The following is a 14,101-nucleotide window of genomic DNA, read 5'->3' on the forward strand; positions in this document are numbered from 1 at the left end:
ATGTTCCTCGATCCCCAGCACGCGATGTCGGTCAACCGGCGCACCTTCCTGCACCGGTCCTTCGCGGGCCTCGGCGGCATCGCGCTCGCCTCGTTGAACAGCCGGGCGACGGCATCGGAGCGCCCCTGGCCGGGAATCTTCGAGAACGCCCGGCACTTCGCGCCGAAGGCGAAGCGGGTGATCCACCTGTGCATGGCGGGCGGTCCGTCGCATCTGGAAACCTTCGACCACAAGCCCGAGCTGTCGAAGCTCGACGGCCAGCCCTTCCCCGAGTCCTTCACCGCCGGACAACAGCTCGCGCAACTCCAGGGCAAGAAGCTGGTCGCGCGCGGGGCGGTCACCGGATTCAAGCAGCATGGCGAGTCGGGACTTTGGGTGTCCGACTACTTCCCGCACCTGGGGTCGGTCGCCGACGAGTTGTGCATCGTGCGCTCGATGCGGACCGAGCAGATCAACCACGACCCGGCCCACGCCTTCATGAACACCGGGTCGATCGTGAAGGGGCGCCCGTCGATGGGATCGTGGCTGCTCTATGGTCTCGGAGCCGAAACCGAGAACCTTCCAGGCTACGTGGTCCTCATTTCGACGCCGCGGGGCGGTCGTTCGGCCCAGCCGATCTCATCACGGCAGTGGTCCGCCGGATTCCTGCCGAGCCGGTTCCAGGGCGTGCAGTTCCAGTCGAAGGGGGACGCGGTGCACTTCATCGGCAACCCCGAGGGGATCTGCCAGTCCACCCAGCGCCAGATGATCGACGAGGTGAAGTTTCTCAACGGCCATCTTCGAGAGTCGCGCATCGATCCGGAGATCGACACCCGGATCGCCCAGTATGAGATGGCCTTCCGGATGCAGTCATCGGTGCCGGAACTCACCGACATGTCGGGCGAGTCGCAGGACACGCTCGACATGTACGGCGTCGAGGCCCCGGGCGACGGCAGCTTCGCCTCGAACTGCCTGCTGGCCCGCCGGATGCTCGAGCAGGGCGTCCGCTTCGTGCAGCTCTACCACCGCGGCTGGGACCACCACGGCGACATCAAGAAGTACATGGAGGTTTCGGCCGGATCCGCCGACCAGGCATCGGCGGCGCTGATCAAGGACCTGAAGCAGCGCGGCATGCTCGAGGACACCCTGGTGATCTGGGGTGGCGAATTCGGGCGGACACCGATGGGGCAGGGGTCGGGTCGCGACCACCACATCAATGCCTTTTCCATCGCCCTGGCGGGCGGCGGGGTGAAGCCCGGGATCGCGTATGGGAAAACCGACGAGCTGGGCTACGGCGTGGTCGAGAACGAGGTCACGGTCCACGACCTGCACGCGACGATGCTCCGCCTCTGCGGGCTGGACGACAGCCGCTTCACCTACCAGTTCCAGGGGCTCGACTTCAAGTTGTCGGGAGTGGAACCGGCGAAGGTCGTCGAGCACATCCTTCTGTGATCCGCTCGCCTACTGGATGAAGCGGATGCAGCCCGGGTAGCGGCTCCACTCGCCGCGGTTGGCGGAGATGCACGCCATGATGCCGGCGACGATCACGAGGACCGGCAGGACGAACAGCACCGGCATCAGGAAAAAGCCGATGACCACGATGCAGAGGATGAAGACGATGATCGCGGCGGCGAGCATCACCACGATGTAGGTGATCTGGAAGTTGAGCGCTTCCTTGCCGTGATGGTCGATGAATCTGGATTCATCCTTTTTCACCAACCACAGGATCAGCGGCCCCACGAACCCGGTGAGCAGGCCCAGCAGGTGGCAGAGCATGGCCATGGTCCGCTCGTCCTGGGTCGGAAGGAGTGGCTGGCTTGCCGGCGGAATGGCCGGCGGCGTGTAGGGGTCGCTCATTGCGCGGCACGGATGAAATCGGCCAGATCCTTCCGGGATTTGGTGAGATCCGGAGGGTTCAGGTAAAACATGTGTCCGGCTTCATAGGTCGCATGCTCGATGCGATCAAGGAAGGAGGGCGGGGAGTTCACCATCTGCCGCAGCGAGTAGTCGATGCCACCGGGAGGGGTGGCCAGATCGCACAGGCCCTTCATGACCAGGACCTTCAATCCCGGGTTGTCACGCATCGCGGTCTCAAGCTTGCCGGTCACGTCGATCACCCGGTTGTCGGCGCCCCAGTTCCAGGGGTGGACCTTGCCGGTGAGGATTTCGTAGGGCGATTCGTCCTGCCAGCCGAGGTGGTCGCCGAGATAGCTCAGCATGGCGGTGGCGTAGGCTCCGTAGGCGAGCGAGTAGGAAGGGTCGTAAACCGCGTAGTCGGCGGTGCGGTCGGTGGTCGGCCAGGCCACGCGGGCGTCGAAGCGTCCGACGACCTTTCCTTCCCCGCGCATCAACTCGGCCCGGAACAGCGACGGATCGAGCCGGAGTTCGTGCTCGAGGTAGATGCCGGCATCGATGCCGGTGAGTTGCCCGAGGCGACGTGCCAGGCGCTGCTTCTCGTCCGTGGGTAGCCGGTTGCCCTTGAGCAGCGCCAGCGTGTAGTCACCGAAGGCCAGGCTTTCCGCCTCGGCGACCAGGGCGTCACGATCTCCCTCGATCCGGCCGTGATGGTGGGCGACCGCCGTGTAGGTGGGCAGGTAGCAGGCGAAGGCGAGCGGGTCGCTGGCGTCGGGGCGCAGGGTGCGGAAGTCGAGCAGGGAGGAAAGCAGGACCACGCCATTCAGCGACATCCCGTAGCGCGACTGCAGGTGCTGGGAGAGACCGGTGACGCGGATCCCGCCGTAGGACTCGCCGAGGAGGAACTTCGGCGACGACCAGCGTCCGTTGTCGGTGACCCACCGGCGGATGAAATCGCCGAGGGACTCGATGTCCTCCTTGTAGCCGTGGAACTCCTGCGGTTTCCCGGCTTCCTCGACCTTGCTGTAGCCGGTGGAAACGGGATCGACGAAGACGAGGTCGGTGAGGTCGAGGATCGAGTGCGGGTTCTCGACGAAGCGGGCCGGGGGCTCCGGTGCCTGGGTGCCGTCGCCGGGCAGTTCGACGACGTAGGGGCCGAGCATGCCGAGGTGAAGCCACACCGCCGATGATCCGGGTCCGCCGTTGAAGGCGAACATCACCGGACGGGTGGCGGGATCCTCGACGTCCTTCTTCAGGTAGCTGACGTGGAAGACGGAGGCGCGTGGCTTGCCGTCGTCCTTCTTCAGTTGCAGCAGCGCGCTGGTGACGGTGTAGTCGATCTTCTTGCCGTCGATGGTGACCGAGCCGCCGCGGGTGACGGGTTCCTTGACCGGCTCCGGAGCGGCAGGCTTCTTCTCGTCGGGCTTGGGTTTCTCCGCGGCGAGGGCGGGGAGAAGAAGCAGGGCGGCGAACAGGGGAGTCAATCGCATGAGGGTGCAGGCTAGTGGTTGGGTGGTCGATGGCAAGAGCGCCCCGGAGGTGAAGAATCGTTCGATGATCTTGCCGAATCACGGGAGCTGCCAGGAGGTGGCGTGCTTCCGGTAGTCGGACTCGGGCAGCAGGACGTAGAGCGGGTTCGCATCCGGATCGAGCCAGGCGATGAGGTTGCGGAGGTTGCTCTCGGCCAGGGTGGTGCAGCCGGCGGTGGGCTTGCTGCCGCCGCCGCGCCAGATGTGGAAGAAGATCGCGCTGCCCTTTCCGGGAGTGACCCGCGGCGGGGCGTTGTGGGCGATGAAAAGCTTGAGCGAATGGGCGTGGTCGTTCTGCCGCATCTGCTGCTTCTTCTCCCACTCGGTCGCCGGGTCGTGATCGAGGATCAGGTGGCGGTTGTAGCTCGAGGAACTGGAATCCTCGACCCACAGGTCGCGGGTCGTGATCTGGCGGTAGAACTGCTTCGGGTGCTTGCGAATCGAGGCGTCGTAGCCCCACGCGCCGCCGATCCGGAAGACGCCGGCCGGGGCCTTCCAGTCGCCCTCTTTTTTCGTCGCGGCTGCGGCGGGCACCGGATGCAGTCCGTCTCCCCACGCCATCCCGGATTTTCCGAGCCGGCCCGGCCAAGGACCGAGGGCGCGCACCCAGCGGCCACCCTTTTTTTCGTAGGCGGTGAGCGTGACCTTCGAGCTGTTCCAGTCGGGCGCGATGCCGACGACGCACTGGCGGGAGTCTTCGGGCAGCTCGAAGGCCGCGAGTGGCAGGCAGAGGGCGGCGATGAGGGACGGCAGGCGCATCAGGGGTATCAATCGGCGGCGTTGGAGGAATATCAAGGACGGCGTTCCGCTTCCCACACCAGAAAGGATCCGCCGGCACCCGTTGGATCCGCCACGGCCCGGTCCCCGGCGTCGTGCGGGTCGATCGAATCGGCGAGAAATTCCGCCTGGCTGACAAGCCGCCGCGTTTCACTCCAGGGGGCTGACCAGTTCACGAGGTCGGTGAAATTGATGTCGGTGGTCAGGTCCTGCCGACCGGGGCGCAGGAAGCACTCGCGGCCCTCGACCCGCTGGTGGTGGAGGTAGCCCCGGAGCGTTCCGGCGGGGCGCCGATGGTAGAGGCTGCCGATTTCGCTGCCGTAGTCGATGGTGAGCATGCGTCCCCGATGCCAGTGGGACAGGGAAGAGGTCATCCAATCGCGGACACTTTCATGGACCTCGACGATCCGGCCCTCGGGGAAGTCCTGCCCGAAGACCGAGGAGTCCGGTGGGCTGGTGATCGGGCGCCAGGTTTCCTCGCCGGGCAGGACCCACGATTCCTCCCATTCGCTGGAAGTCCGCCGGAACCGGCGCACCGGAAAGGCATCGAAGAACTCGTTGGAGAAAATGCAGGCGCGTCCGCGGCAGGCGGCGAGGGCTTCGACCAGGGTCGTGTGCCATCGAAACCGGGCACCGAGGCGTTGGAGTTGCTGCTCGCGGAGAGGTTCGGATTGCTCGACCAGGTGGATCCGTGTCCGCCATCGGCGGCGGAGGGGGAGGTTCGATTGCACGGCGGCTGCGAGGACGCCCCCGCCGGGACCGAGTTCGATGAGGTCGCGGCAGCCGGTGGCGGCGAGGGCGTCCGCGGCCCAGCGGGAAACCGCAAGACCCAGTGCCGGAGCAAGGGTGGCGGCAGTGGAAAAATCCCCGCGTCGACCGACCTCCCGGATCCGGCGGGCATAGTAGCCGCGCTCCGGATCGTGCAGTGCGGACGCCATGAAGGAATCCAGCCTCAGGGGCTTTGGCGGATCCGACCAGGGAGACATCCGCGCAAGATTGATTCATCCCGGGCCGAAGCAAAAGAACAACGGAGCCTTGACCCGGCGCTAATCTGTTGGACGATGGCTAAGAGAATGAGATTTCGGTTCCTAATGGTGGGTCTCGTGCTGTTTGCATCGTGCGAGCGGCCCACCGGTCCCTTGAACGGGGAGGGGAACGGGGAGTCCAAGGTTCCGAAAACGCCGAAGACTCCTTTGGCCGAAGTGGAGGAGATCCTTTCCGGAGACAAGCCGCCCGAGGAAGGGACCCCGGTGGAAGGTGTTCCGGTAGTCCCGGTAAGCCCGGGTGCGCCCGTTGCCAAGGCGGTTCCGAACAAGCCGGGCTTTGTGATCAGTCCTTACAACGGGAAGTGGATCGATGTCACCGGCGTGCCTCCCGGTGAACTCATGCTCGACCCCCATTTTCCCGCCGGCGAAAAGAAATACTTCCGCGTTCCGGAACCGCCGAAACCGATCGTCCCGCCGGAGGAACCGCCTGCGCCGACGGAGACGGAAGTCACTCCTCCGGTCGAAGCAGGATGAATTTCATCGGCTGGGAATCACTTCCACCGTGAACCCTTTCAAATAATGGGTCTCGGGCAGGGCGGGGAGAACCGGATGATCGGCCCGCTGGGAATGCTCGCCGACCAGGCGGATCGTCCGCTTGGCATCGACCGAGGCATCGACGAGATTCGAGAGAAAGAGCTCGCGGCCGGCGTGGTGGGAGCAGCAGAAGGTCGAGAGGTGGCCGCGTTTTTCCAGCAGCTTCAGCGCGCGGAGGTGGATCTCCTTGTAGCCGCGCATGGCGTCGTTGAGCGTCTTCTTGTTGCGCGTGAAACTCGGGGGATCGAGAATGATCAGATCCCAGCTCTGGTCCGCCTTTTTGAGGAAATCGAAGACGTTCCGCTCGATGACCTCGATCTCGAGTCCGTTGCGTTCCGCATTCCGCCGGGTGGCCTCGCAGGCATCGGTCGAGATGTCGACGGCGGTGACCGAGGCCGCTCCGGCCCGGGCACAGGCGAGGGCGAAGCCGCCCTGGTTGGTGAAGCAGTCAAGCACCCGCCGGCCTTTTGCCAGGCGGGCGACCTCGGCGTGGCTGCCGAGCTGGTCGAGGTAGAGGCCCGTCTTCTGGCCGTCGAGCAGGTCGAGCTCGAACTCCACTCCGTTGGCCTCGGCGGTGAGGGACCCGGGCGGGTCGCCCTCGAGCATGCGGGTTTCGGCTTCGATCCCCTCGGCCTTCAAGATGGGGGCGTCGTTGCGCAGGATGATGCCATCGGGTTTGACGAGTTCCAGCAGCGCCTGGCGAATCAGGTCGAGGCGCTGGAACATCGCCAGCGTGAGCGTCTGGACCACGAGCTGCGGACCGTAGCGATCGACGATCAGGCCGGGGATGCCGTCCGATTCGCTCCACACGAGGCGGCACAGCCCCGTGTCGATTCCGAGGCCTTCGCGATGTTCGATCGCCTGGCCGATGCGCCGGAGGAAGAAGTCGAGGTCGAGGTCCTGGCGCCGCCGCGAGAATCGTCGGGCGACGATCTGCGACTGGGGGTTGTAAATGGCGCAGCCCAGCGGGCGGTCGCGGAAGTCCTTGAGTGTGACGACATCGCCCGGAGCAGGATCGCCGAAAGTCTTTCGGACCTCCGAGGCATAGACCCACTCGTGGCCGTGAAAGATGCGAGCACGAGGAGCGATGACGAGGCCTGCCATGCCCGGAGGAAAGGCCAGCCACCGGCGGGTAGCAAGACGCAAGGGAGCGGCGCGGCCCACATCCGTGCTCCAGTGCTGAGATTCCCCTTGCTAGGCGGGCGGGCCGCGTTTTAAACCCCTCGCCACCAAAGCTATGGGACAGCAGCACCGTAAAGTCGTCAAACGCCGCCGCCGCAAGGAGTACCTCAAGCGGAAGAAGGAGAATGCCAAGCGTGGGGGCCTCGTGAAGAAGTCCGCCGCGAAGAAGGAATCCGCTCCGGCTAAGAAGGCGGCCAAGAAGACCGCGAAAAAGGCGGCCAAGAAGACCGCCAAAAAAGCCGCCAAGAAGGCGGTGAAGAAGACGGCCAAGAAAGCTGCCAAGAAGGCGGTGAAGAAGGCCCCGGAAAAGGAGGCTTCCTCCGAGGAGGAGTGATTTTGCCGGATCGATCCGATTTTTCAGCGAGCCGGTTGCCACGAGGCGCCGGCTCGTGTCTTTTCCGCCATGGAACGATCCCATGGTGCTGACCACGGCGCTGGCATTCGGCGCAACCGGGATGCGGATCGGGAAGCTGGAGGACTGGATGGCCGAAGAGCGGGAAATCGGGCATTGAGCGACCGGGCCGGGCGACGCAGCATTCGCGCCTATGGCTTTCACGGTGGATCGTGCGTTCGAACTCGTCAGCGAGGCTCACGACCGGCAGCGGCTGGCGCATGCATTTCTGATCATCGGGCCGCGGGGCAGCGGCAAGGAGGAGCTGGCGGCGCGGATGATCCGGATGCTGCAGCGCGGCGGAGGCGGCGGTGGGTCCGACCTGTTCGGCGAGCCGGTGAAGGAGGAGGTTCCCTCCTTGGACGAGCTGGCCGGCGATGGCGTTCGGATTCTCCGGCCCCAGTCGAAGTCGAGGCGGATCACCGTCGATGGCATCCGCGAGCTGGAGAAGACCTTCCATGTGGTTTCCGCTCCCGATGCCTGGAAAGTGGGGGTGATCGCGGATGCCGACCGGATGGTCGCGGCGGCGGAAAATGCATTTCTGAAGACGCTCGAAGAGCCTCCGCCGCGCACGCTGTTGATGCTGCTCACGGAGAATGCGGGAGGCCTGTTGCCGACGGTGCTGTCCCGCTGTGTGCGACTCGTCCTGATCGGCGAGCCGGTGCTCCACGAGGGTGGCGGGGCAGAGCTTCTGGAGGCGCTGAACTCCGCCGCCGAGCGCGGTTTCGGCACTCCCGAGACCGCGCTCGGACTGAAGGCGGTCTTCGCCCACATTCTTGCGCTGCGCAAGGCCGAGGCCGAGGCCGCCGGCAAGGAGTTGCTCAAGGAGGAGGAGAAGGCGCTCCGGCAGGCGGTCGAGGGTGACTGGTTGAAGCGGCGCGAGGATTCCCTGAAGGCGGTGGCGGAGTCCGACTACCTGGCCGACCGCGAGCGGCTCTTCGACGTGCTGCAGGCGTGGATGGCCGATGCCCTGCGCCAGAAATGTGGGGCCGGGGGGCTGGACTTTCCCGACGCCGCCACACAGACCGCGAAAGTCGCGTCGGCCGTGTCGCTGACGGAACTCCTGCGACGCGTCGATGCGCTCCAGGAACTCCGCTCGAACCTCCAGACCAACGCCCAGGAACAGCTGGCCTTGGAAGTCGGCTTCCTCAATGCCTTCGGCTGAGGGGCAACGGCTGATGATGTCTCGTTCTCCGGGAAGTCCGGAGCGTCGGGTGGGCGCCATTCACTCCAGCAGCAGGTCGGCGACGACGAAGCGGTGGTCGGACGCTCTCGTGGTCACGGCCCGGCAGCGGACCGGGGTGAAGTGGCGGGTGGCGTGGATCTGGTCGAGGCGCAGGATGGGAATGCGGCGGTGAAAGGTGTTTCCCCAGCCGGTGCCGGAGGCCAGGAAGGCATCTTGGAAGTCCCGGTCGAGTTGGCGCTGGACGGGGTCGCCGGGCGGGGCGTTGAAGTCGCCGGCGAGGATGACCGGCTGGGCACCCGGGAAGGCGGCGGTGTCCTCGAGGATGCGCAGGGCCACGGCCATTTCGATGCGACGCTGGCGCCGGTTTTCGTGGTGCTTCTGCCAGCAGGCCGGCTGCCACAGGCGCAGGTCGGTGGCGGCGGAGGAAAGGTGGAGATTGACGACCTCGATCGTCCGCGTGTCGGGGAGTTGGACGGTGACGTTGTGATTGAAGTAGTGGAAGCGGCGGTCCGGATTGCGGACTTCGCGGTTGATCTCCCAGCGGGTGGCCACGCCATTCAGGGCGAAGCTGCGGTAGTCGCCTTTGCCGCCGTAGAGGCGGTCGGCGATGGCCTTCACCCGGTAGCCCGGGCACTCCTGGAGGATCACGATGTCGGGGTCCCACCGCGCCAGATCCTCGCAGGGATCACCATATTGGAAGTGGGCCGAGTTGAAGGTGATGACCCGGATCGGCCGCTGGCCGTCGACGAGGGCCGGACGACCGGGCCGGGGGGCGGGCTTGCCGATGTTGGCGATGACCCTGGCTTCATCGGCGCCGAGCAGCAGCGTGAGCGCCCAGACCGCGGTCATGACCATGGACAGCGGGGCGCGGAGGAAAAGGTAGGCGCTGCCGCAGAGGAACAGGCCGACGCCGCCCCAGACCCAGATCGGCATGACCGTGTAGGCCGCCAGCGAGTCCGGCTGGCGCGCAAAGGCGACCACCGTGATGAAGTGGAGAGCCAGCGACGCGGCGATGAGGAGCCAGCCGAGGTGACGGGCTGCAGCCGAGGTCGTGCGCATCGCCGGGGGTCGCACGTCACATGCCGGGCATGCCCGGGAGTCCCATCCCGCCGGTGAGCTTCTTCATCTCGGCGGCGGTGGCCTCCTTGCCCTTGGCGACGGCTTCCTGCACGCCCTTGAGGACCAGTTCTTCGAGAAACTCGACGTCGTCGGGATCGACCACGGCGGGGTCGATCGAAATCGACTTCACGTCGCCGGCACCGGTGGCGACGACCTTGACCTTGCCGCCGCCGACCTCCGCCTCGAAGTCGGTGTTGGCGAGTTCTTCCTGCTTGGCGAGCATGCCGGACTGCATCTGCTGCGCCTGTTTCATCATCTTGGCGATGTTCATGGAGATGGTGGATTGTGGGTGGAGGAATCTCAGGTTTGGACTTGGACTTTGGAAGTTCGCGAAGCTACTTGCGGATCCTGGCCTCGAACATGTCGAGGGCTTTCTGGATGAGCGGGTCCTGGTAGAAGTCGTCGGCGGCCGGCTTCGGTTCGTCCTTGGGCTTCTCGGGTGCGGTTTCGGTCTTTGGAGCCGGTTTCGGTTTCGGCTTGCCGACCGCCTCGACCGGTTCGTCCGGGGCCTCGGCGATCATCTGGTCGATGGTGTCGAGCGGGCTTTCTCCCGCGTTGGCGGCCGCCTTGGGCTCGGGCTTCGATTCGGCTTGGGGTTCGGGCTCCGGTACCGGTTCGGCGTCGGGTTTCGTAGGTGGGGCTGCCGGGGTCTCCGGAAGATGCTGGGCACCGGCGGCGAGGATCTTGATCACGTCGTTGATGCGAACTTCGCCGAGGCTCTGGACGGCCTTGATCAAGCCGATCTCGAGGTGGAGCCGCTTGTTGGTGGCCCAACGCATCCGGCCCTCGGTTTCGGCGAAAATATCGATCACCGCGAGTAGCCTCTCGGTGGGCAGGGCCGAGGCGGCCTCGACCATCTTCTTCCACGATTCGGCGGGAATGCCCTCGGCACCCGCTTCGGAGTCGAGCCCGGCGACCAGCAGCGCCCGCAGTCCCCCGATCAGCTCGCCGAGAAGTTGCGAGAGTTCGCGGCCGGCATCGGCCTCGCGCTGGACGATCTCGAGGGCCCTGGCGCTGTCCTGCGACAGCAGGGCGAGCGACAGCCCGGCGACGGTCTCCCGCGAGGTGAAGCCGAAGACGTCGAGCACATTGGCCTCGGAGATCTTCTCGCCGCAGAAGGCGACCAGCTGGTCGAGCATCGACTGCGCATCGCGCATGCCGCCATCGGCACCCTTGGCGATGGCCCAGGCCGCCGCCTCGTCGAGATCGATCCTTTCCTCGCTGGCGATGTGGAGCAGTTGCTTGGCGATCGTTTCGGCCGGGATGGGTCGCAGGTCGAAGCGCTGGCAGCGCGACAGGATGGTGGCGAGGATTTTGTGCGGCTCGGTCGTGGCGAAGATGAACTTCACGTGCTCGGGCGGCTCCTCCAGCGTCTTCAGCAACGCGTTGAAGGCTTGGTTGGTGAGCATGTGGACCTCGTCGATGTAGTAGATCTTGAACTGCCCTCGTGCCGGGGCGAAGCGGACCGTTTCGCGGAGCTGGCGCACTTCCTCGACGCCGTTGTTCGAGGCGCCGTCAATCTCCAGTACGTCAAGCGAGCGTCCCTCGGCGATTTCCTGGCAGATGTCCTCGTCCGGATCGAAATCCGCCTTCGGGCCACCGGTGCAGTTCAGCGCCTTGGCGAGGATCCGGGCGGTGGACGTCTTGCCGGTCCCGCGGGGGCCGACGAAGAGGTAGGCGTGGGCGAGGCGGTCCTGGGAGATGGCGTTCTCCAGCGTGCGGACGACATGATCCTGCCCGAGGATGTCGGCGAAGGTGCGGGGTCGGTATTTCCGGGCGAAAACCTGGTAGCTCACAGGCGCGACTGTATTGAGGTTTGCGGGTTTGTCAGGTTTCGGTTTTGAAAGATGTCGTGAAACAGGTGGTGACTCCCGACGAAGCAGAGAAACAGGCGCGCTATGAGGCTGTCGAGACCCGCCTGCAGGGCTTGATTGCGGGCGAAACCGACACGCTGGCCCGGATGGCCGGGGTGGTCGCGGTGCTGCATGGGGAGATGCCGCATTTCTTCTGGACCGGGTTCTACCGCGTGGTCGGGGCGGAGCTGGTGATCGGGCCGTATCAGGGGACTCCGGGCTGCTCGCGGATCGGCTGGGGCAGGGGGGTCTGCGGTGCGGCATGGAAGGCCGAAGCCGCCCAGGTCGTGGCGGACGTCCACGCCTTTCCCGGCCACATCGCCTGCGATGTCGCTTCGGAAAGTGAAATCGTGGTGCCGGTGAAGGACGGGGCGGGGCGGGTGATCGCCGTCCTCGATGTGGACAGCACCCTCCCCGCAGCCTTCGACGAGGTGGACGCCGCCGCGCTTGAATCGATCGTCTCAATGTTCGTTTCCCCGGGCGGTGGGATGTGCTAGGGAAACATCCGTGAGCACGCAGAACCCGAATCGGATCGAAGGTCTCGGACGCCAGCAGCGCCCGCGCCCGGGTTTCCCGTGGTTCCGGGTGAGTTTTCTCATTCTCGTGCTGGCCGGGGTGGCACTCGTCTTCACGCCGCAGGGCAAGGAGGTGCTGCGGGGCGTGAAACGTTTCGTCGAAGGCCAGCGGACCCCGCCCAAGGGAACCGATGAGGAGGACATTCTGCGTCAGGCCGAGGCGGAGTTGCGCCAGCGCTACGAGGCCGAACTGGCGGCGTTGCGCGAGGAACTGACCCAGACCCGCGAAGAGGCGGAAAAGGCCAGGAAGGCTTCCAAGGCACCCGAGGAGTCGATCCTTCCCCCGATCAACGCGCACACCGCCCGGACGGGAGGCGACGTGCGGAAGCTGCGGTCCGAAATCACGCTTAAGACTGAGGTCAAGGTCAGCGAGGGTGGCCTCGCCTCGAAGGAGCGGAAGAACGACGACGCCTATGCGGCGAGCTACACGCTGCAAGTGAAGGTGCCGAAACCGTCGACGACCCTCGATGAACTCCAGCAGGTCAATTCGAAGTTGGGGGAGATCCTTCCCGGCCTGGAAGCGATGCTGCCCGGGGCGAAGGTGTCGCGCTGGTTCTACCAGCTCTACGACAACAAGACCTCGCGGCTTAGGCAGAAGGCCACCGAGTTGTCCGAGTTGCTCACCCGTCACAATTTCTACGACTGCGAGACCATCCTGAATCTCCGGCATCCGGAAACCCAGCGCCGGGTGTTCCTGATGCAGGCCGAGATGGATGTGGTCTCGGATGGGTCGGACGGCGATCGGTTGGCGACGATGCCGGACGAAATTGTCAACTCGACCCACTACCAACCCTTCACGAGCTATGGCTGGAAGAAGCGGACCAAGACGCCCAACCCGATGGTGGCCGGCTGGGAGAAGCGGATCGGCAACGCCAAGCGTGAGTTGGCCGACCCGGCGACCACCGCGGCCCGCAAGGCGTGGCTGAAGGACCGGATGGAGTATCTCAAGCGGGGAATCGAGGACATGAAGTACCGCAGCTTCCTGATCGCCGAATACGATCCCTTCATCGTGATTCCGGTGAACCTGCTGACCGCATCCGGCGAGCCTTTCACCCCGCGGATCGGCGACTACGCGGTGGTGGTGCACGGCACCGATGTCTATCCGGCGATCGTCGGTGATGGTGGGCCGACCTTCAAGGTGGGCGAGGCGTCGCTGAGGATGGCGAAACAGATCAACAAGAATGCTTCGCCCTACAGTCGTCCGGTTTCCGATCTCACCGTGACCTACGTGGTCTTTCCGAACAGCCGCGAGAAGGTCAAGGAGCCGCCGGACTACGAGAAATGGCGGACGAAGTGCGCGGCCCTGCTTGATGAGGTCGGAGGCCTCGGGGAAGGTTACGAGCTCTTCAAGTGGGAGAACCTTCTGCCGGAGGAAGAGGACGCGGAGAAGAAGGACGAGCCGGAGAAGACGGAGGATGATTCAGTTCCCGAGCCGTGAGCTCAGTTCCTCGAGGAGCTTCTCGACGCGGGCGTCGGGGGCGATCAGGGCGCTTCACCTGCGCAGCAGCGGAGAGGTTCGCAGCACAAACTGGCCCTGGGGCTGGAAATGTTGAAATGCAGCCCCCCAAACGGTTACGAAAAAGACCCGCTCAACCCCTGCGGGCTGGGCGGGCCGGCCAAGGCAGCGGGAGTTGACTGATGCCGTCTCCGGCAAACGACGCCGGAGGCGTCACAGGAGGGTAGCCGGGGGTCGAACCCGCGACAGCGGGGAATACCCACGGTTCACGCCCCGCCGCCAACCCACACCCCGGAGGGGTGCCACCGAGTGGAGCGCAGCAAGACACGGACTCAGGAAACCGTAGGAGAAAGAGGTAGGCATTCCGCCCGAAACTACCATGAACACCGTAGCCAAATGCGAAAGGCGAAGCCCCTCTCCGACCCTTGACGGAACGCCCGCATCCTCGGATCGACTCCCCCCAGGAGTCACCCCTGCGCAGCGCTGAATGCTTGAAAAACGGGACTGACCCGAATGGCATGAAAAACGGGACTGGTACCATTCCAACACCCGTCCGGAGCAGGCGGGCGAGCCCGTAAGGGACTCGCTCGGCCGACTGCTCCGGCGGCGGTGACGGAGCT

The 14,101-nt window shown here is 65.3% G+C and carries 14 protein-coding genes; 6 read left to right on the forward strand and 8 right to left on the reverse strand.

The window, feature by feature from the left end; genetic code table 11:
- Complete coding sequence (locus ACG2LG_RS18965) at window positions 1–1,431, forward strand: DUF1501 domain-containing protein (RefSeq protein ID WP_396261664.1); 1,431 nt, start codon at window positions 1–3, stop codon at window positions 1,429–1,431.
- 9 nt (window positions 1,432–1,440) lie between these two features.
- On the opposite strand, the gene ACG2LG_RS18970 is transcribed toward ACG2LG_RS18965, so the two are convergent.
- From ACG2LG_RS18970 to ACG2LG_RS18985, 4 genes are all read right to left on the reverse strand, one after another.
- Entirely contained in the window at window positions 1,441–1,836 is a 396-nt protein-coding gene (locus ACG2LG_RS18970; RefSeq protein ID WP_396261665.1) for a DUF4870 domain-containing protein, read from the reverse strand.
- The gene (locus tag ACG2LG_RS18975; RefSeq protein WP_396261667.1) at window positions 1,833–3,323 is read right to left on the reverse strand and encodes a S10 family peptidase; all 1,491 of its coding nucleotides are present in this window, start codon (window positions 3,321–3,323) and stop codon (window positions 1,833–1,835) included. Before ACG2LG_RS18975 ends, ACG2LG_RS18970 begins: the two co-directional genes overlap by 4 nt.
- 78 nt (window positions 3,324–3,401) lie before the next feature.
- A complete protein-coding gene (locus ACG2LG_RS18980; RefSeq protein ID WP_396261668.1) occupies window positions 3,402–4,121 on the reverse strand; it encodes a L,D-transpeptidase in 720 nt (239 codons plus the stop codon).
- A gap of 32 nt (window positions 4,122–4,153) precedes the next feature.
- Window positions 4,154–5,077, reverse strand: a complete 924-nt coding sequence (locus tag ACG2LG_RS18985; RefSeq protein ID WP_396261670.1) for an SAM-dependent methyltransferase — start codon at window positions 5,075–5,077, stop codon at window positions 4,154–4,156.
- Between the two features lie 264 nt (window positions 5,078–5,341).
- Between ACG2LG_RS18985 and ACG2LG_RS18990 the strand changes: the two genes are divergently transcribed.
- Window positions 5,342–5,659, forward strand: a complete 318-nt coding sequence (locus ACG2LG_RS18990; protein ID WP_396261671.1) for a hypothetical protein — start codon at window positions 5,342–5,344, stop codon at window positions 5,657–5,659.
- 3 nt (window positions 5,660–5,662) lie between these two features.
- On the opposite strand, the gene ACG2LG_RS18995 is transcribed toward ACG2LG_RS18990, so the two are convergent.
- Window positions 5,663–6,823 carry a class I SAM-dependent rRNA methyltransferase gene (locus tag ACG2LG_RS18995; protein WP_396261672.1) on the reverse strand — a complete coding sequence of 387 codons (1,161 nt, stop codon included), beginning with the start codon at window positions 6,821–6,823 and terminating at the stop codon, window positions 5,663–5,665.
- Window positions 6,824–6,956: 133 nt separating this feature from the next.
- Here ACG2LG_RS18995 and ACG2LG_RS19000 point away from each other — a divergent pair, with 133 nt between their 5' ends.
- Entirely contained in the window at window positions 6,957–7,235 is a 279-nt protein-coding gene (locus tag ACG2LG_RS19000) for a hypothetical protein (protein ID WP_396261674.1), read from the forward strand.
- 211 nt (window positions 7,236–7,446) lie between these two features.
- Window positions 7,447–8,457 carry a DNA polymerase III subunit delta' C-terminal domain-containing protein gene (locus ACG2LG_RS19005; RefSeq protein WP_396261676.1) on the forward strand — a complete coding sequence of 337 codons (1,011 nt, stop codon included), beginning with the start codon at window positions 7,447–7,449 and terminating at the stop codon, window positions 8,455–8,457.
- Between the two features lie 60 nt (window positions 8,458–8,517).
- Here ACG2LG_RS19005 and ACG2LG_RS19010 read toward each other — a convergent pair whose 3' ends face one another.
- From ACG2LG_RS19010 to dnaX, 3 genes are all read right to left on the reverse strand, one after another.
- Window positions 8,518–9,537: an endonuclease/exonuclease/phosphatase family protein gene (locus ACG2LG_RS19010; RefSeq protein ID WP_396261678.1), complete on the reverse strand. Its 1,020-nt coding sequence runs from the start codon at window positions 9,535–9,537 to the stop codon at window positions 8,518–8,520.
- Between the two features lie 16 nt (window positions 9,538–9,553).
- Window positions 9,554–9,868, reverse strand: a complete 315-nt coding sequence (locus ACG2LG_RS19015; protein ID WP_396261679.1) for a YbaB/EbfC family nucleoid-associated protein — start codon at window positions 9,866–9,868, stop codon at window positions 9,554–9,556.
- A gap of 64 nt (window positions 9,869–9,932) precedes the next feature.
- On the reverse strand, window positions 9,933–11,393 hold the full coding sequence (dnaX, locus tag ACG2LG_RS19020; RefSeq protein WP_396261681.1) for a DNA polymerase III subunit gamma/tau: 1,461 nt from the start codon (window positions 11,391–11,393) through the stop codon (window positions 9,933–9,935).
- 44 nt (window positions 11,394–11,437) lie between these two features.
- On the opposite strand from dnaX, the gene ACG2LG_RS19025 reads away from it, so the two are divergent.
- Together ACG2LG_RS19025 and ACG2LG_RS19030 are read left to right on the forward strand one after the other, a co-directional pair.
- Window positions 11,438–11,947 (forward strand): GAF domain-containing protein, encoded by a 510-nt coding sequence (locus ACG2LG_RS19025; protein ID WP_396261683.1) that lies wholly within the window; start codon window positions 11,438–11,440, stop codon window positions 11,945–11,947.
- Between the two features lie 10 nt (window positions 11,948–11,957).
- A complete protein-coding gene (locus tag ACG2LG_RS19030) occupies window positions 11,958–13,463 on the forward strand; it encodes a glycoside hydrolase family 75 protein (protein WP_396261685.1) in 1,506 nt (501 codons plus the stop codon).
- Window positions 13,464–14,101 lie beyond the last annotated feature (638 nt).

The sequence above is a fragment of the Haloferula sp. A504 genome, assembly GCF_044385805.1.
In the GTDB taxonomy this organism is placed as follows: Bacteria; Verrucomicrobiota; Verrucomicrobiia; order Verrucomicrobiales; family Akkermansiaceae; genus Haloferula.

Excerpts from the sequence above, each read along its gene's own strand:
- ACG2LG_RS18965 (WP_396261664.1), top strand. The coding sequence starts at position 1 with ATGTTCCTCGATCCCCAGCACGCGATGTCGGTCAACCGGCGCACCTTC.
- ACG2LG_RS18970 (WP_396261665.1), bottom strand. The coding sequence starts at position 1,836 with ATGAGCGACCCCTACACGCCGCCGGCCATTCCGCCGGCAAGCCAGCCA.
- ACG2LG_RS18975 (WP_396261667.1), bottom strand. The coding sequence starts at position 3,323 with ATGCGATTGACTCCCCTGTTCGCCGCCCTGCTTCTTCTCCCCGCCCTC.
- ACG2LG_RS18980 (WP_396261668.1), bottom strand. The coding sequence starts at position 4,121 with ATGCGCCTGCCGTCCCTCATCGCCGCCCTCTGCCTGCCACTCGCGGCC.
- ACG2LG_RS18985 (WP_396261670.1), bottom strand. The coding sequence starts at position 5,077 with ATGGCGTCCGCACTGCACGATCCGGAGCGCGGCTACTATGCCCGCCGG.
- ACG2LG_RS18995 (WP_396261672.1), bottom strand. The coding sequence starts at position 6,823 with ATGGCAGGCCTCGTCATCGCTCCTCGTGCTCGCATCTTTCACGGCCAC.
- ACG2LG_RS19000 (WP_396261674.1), top strand. The coding sequence starts at position 6,957 with ATGGGACAGCAGCACCGTAAAGTCGTCAAACGCCGCCGCCGCAAGGAG.
- ACG2LG_RS19005 (WP_396261676.1), top strand. The coding sequence starts at position 7,447 with ATGGCTTTCACGGTGGATCGTGCGTTCGAACTCGTCAGCGAGGCTCAC.
- ACG2LG_RS19010 (WP_396261678.1), bottom strand. The coding sequence starts at position 9,537 with ATGCGCACGACCTCGGCTGCAGCCCGTCACCTCGGCTGGCTCCTCATC.
- ACG2LG_RS19015 (WP_396261679.1), bottom strand. The coding sequence starts at position 9,868 with ATGAACATCGCCAAGATGATGAAACAGGCGCAGCAGATGCAGTCCGGC.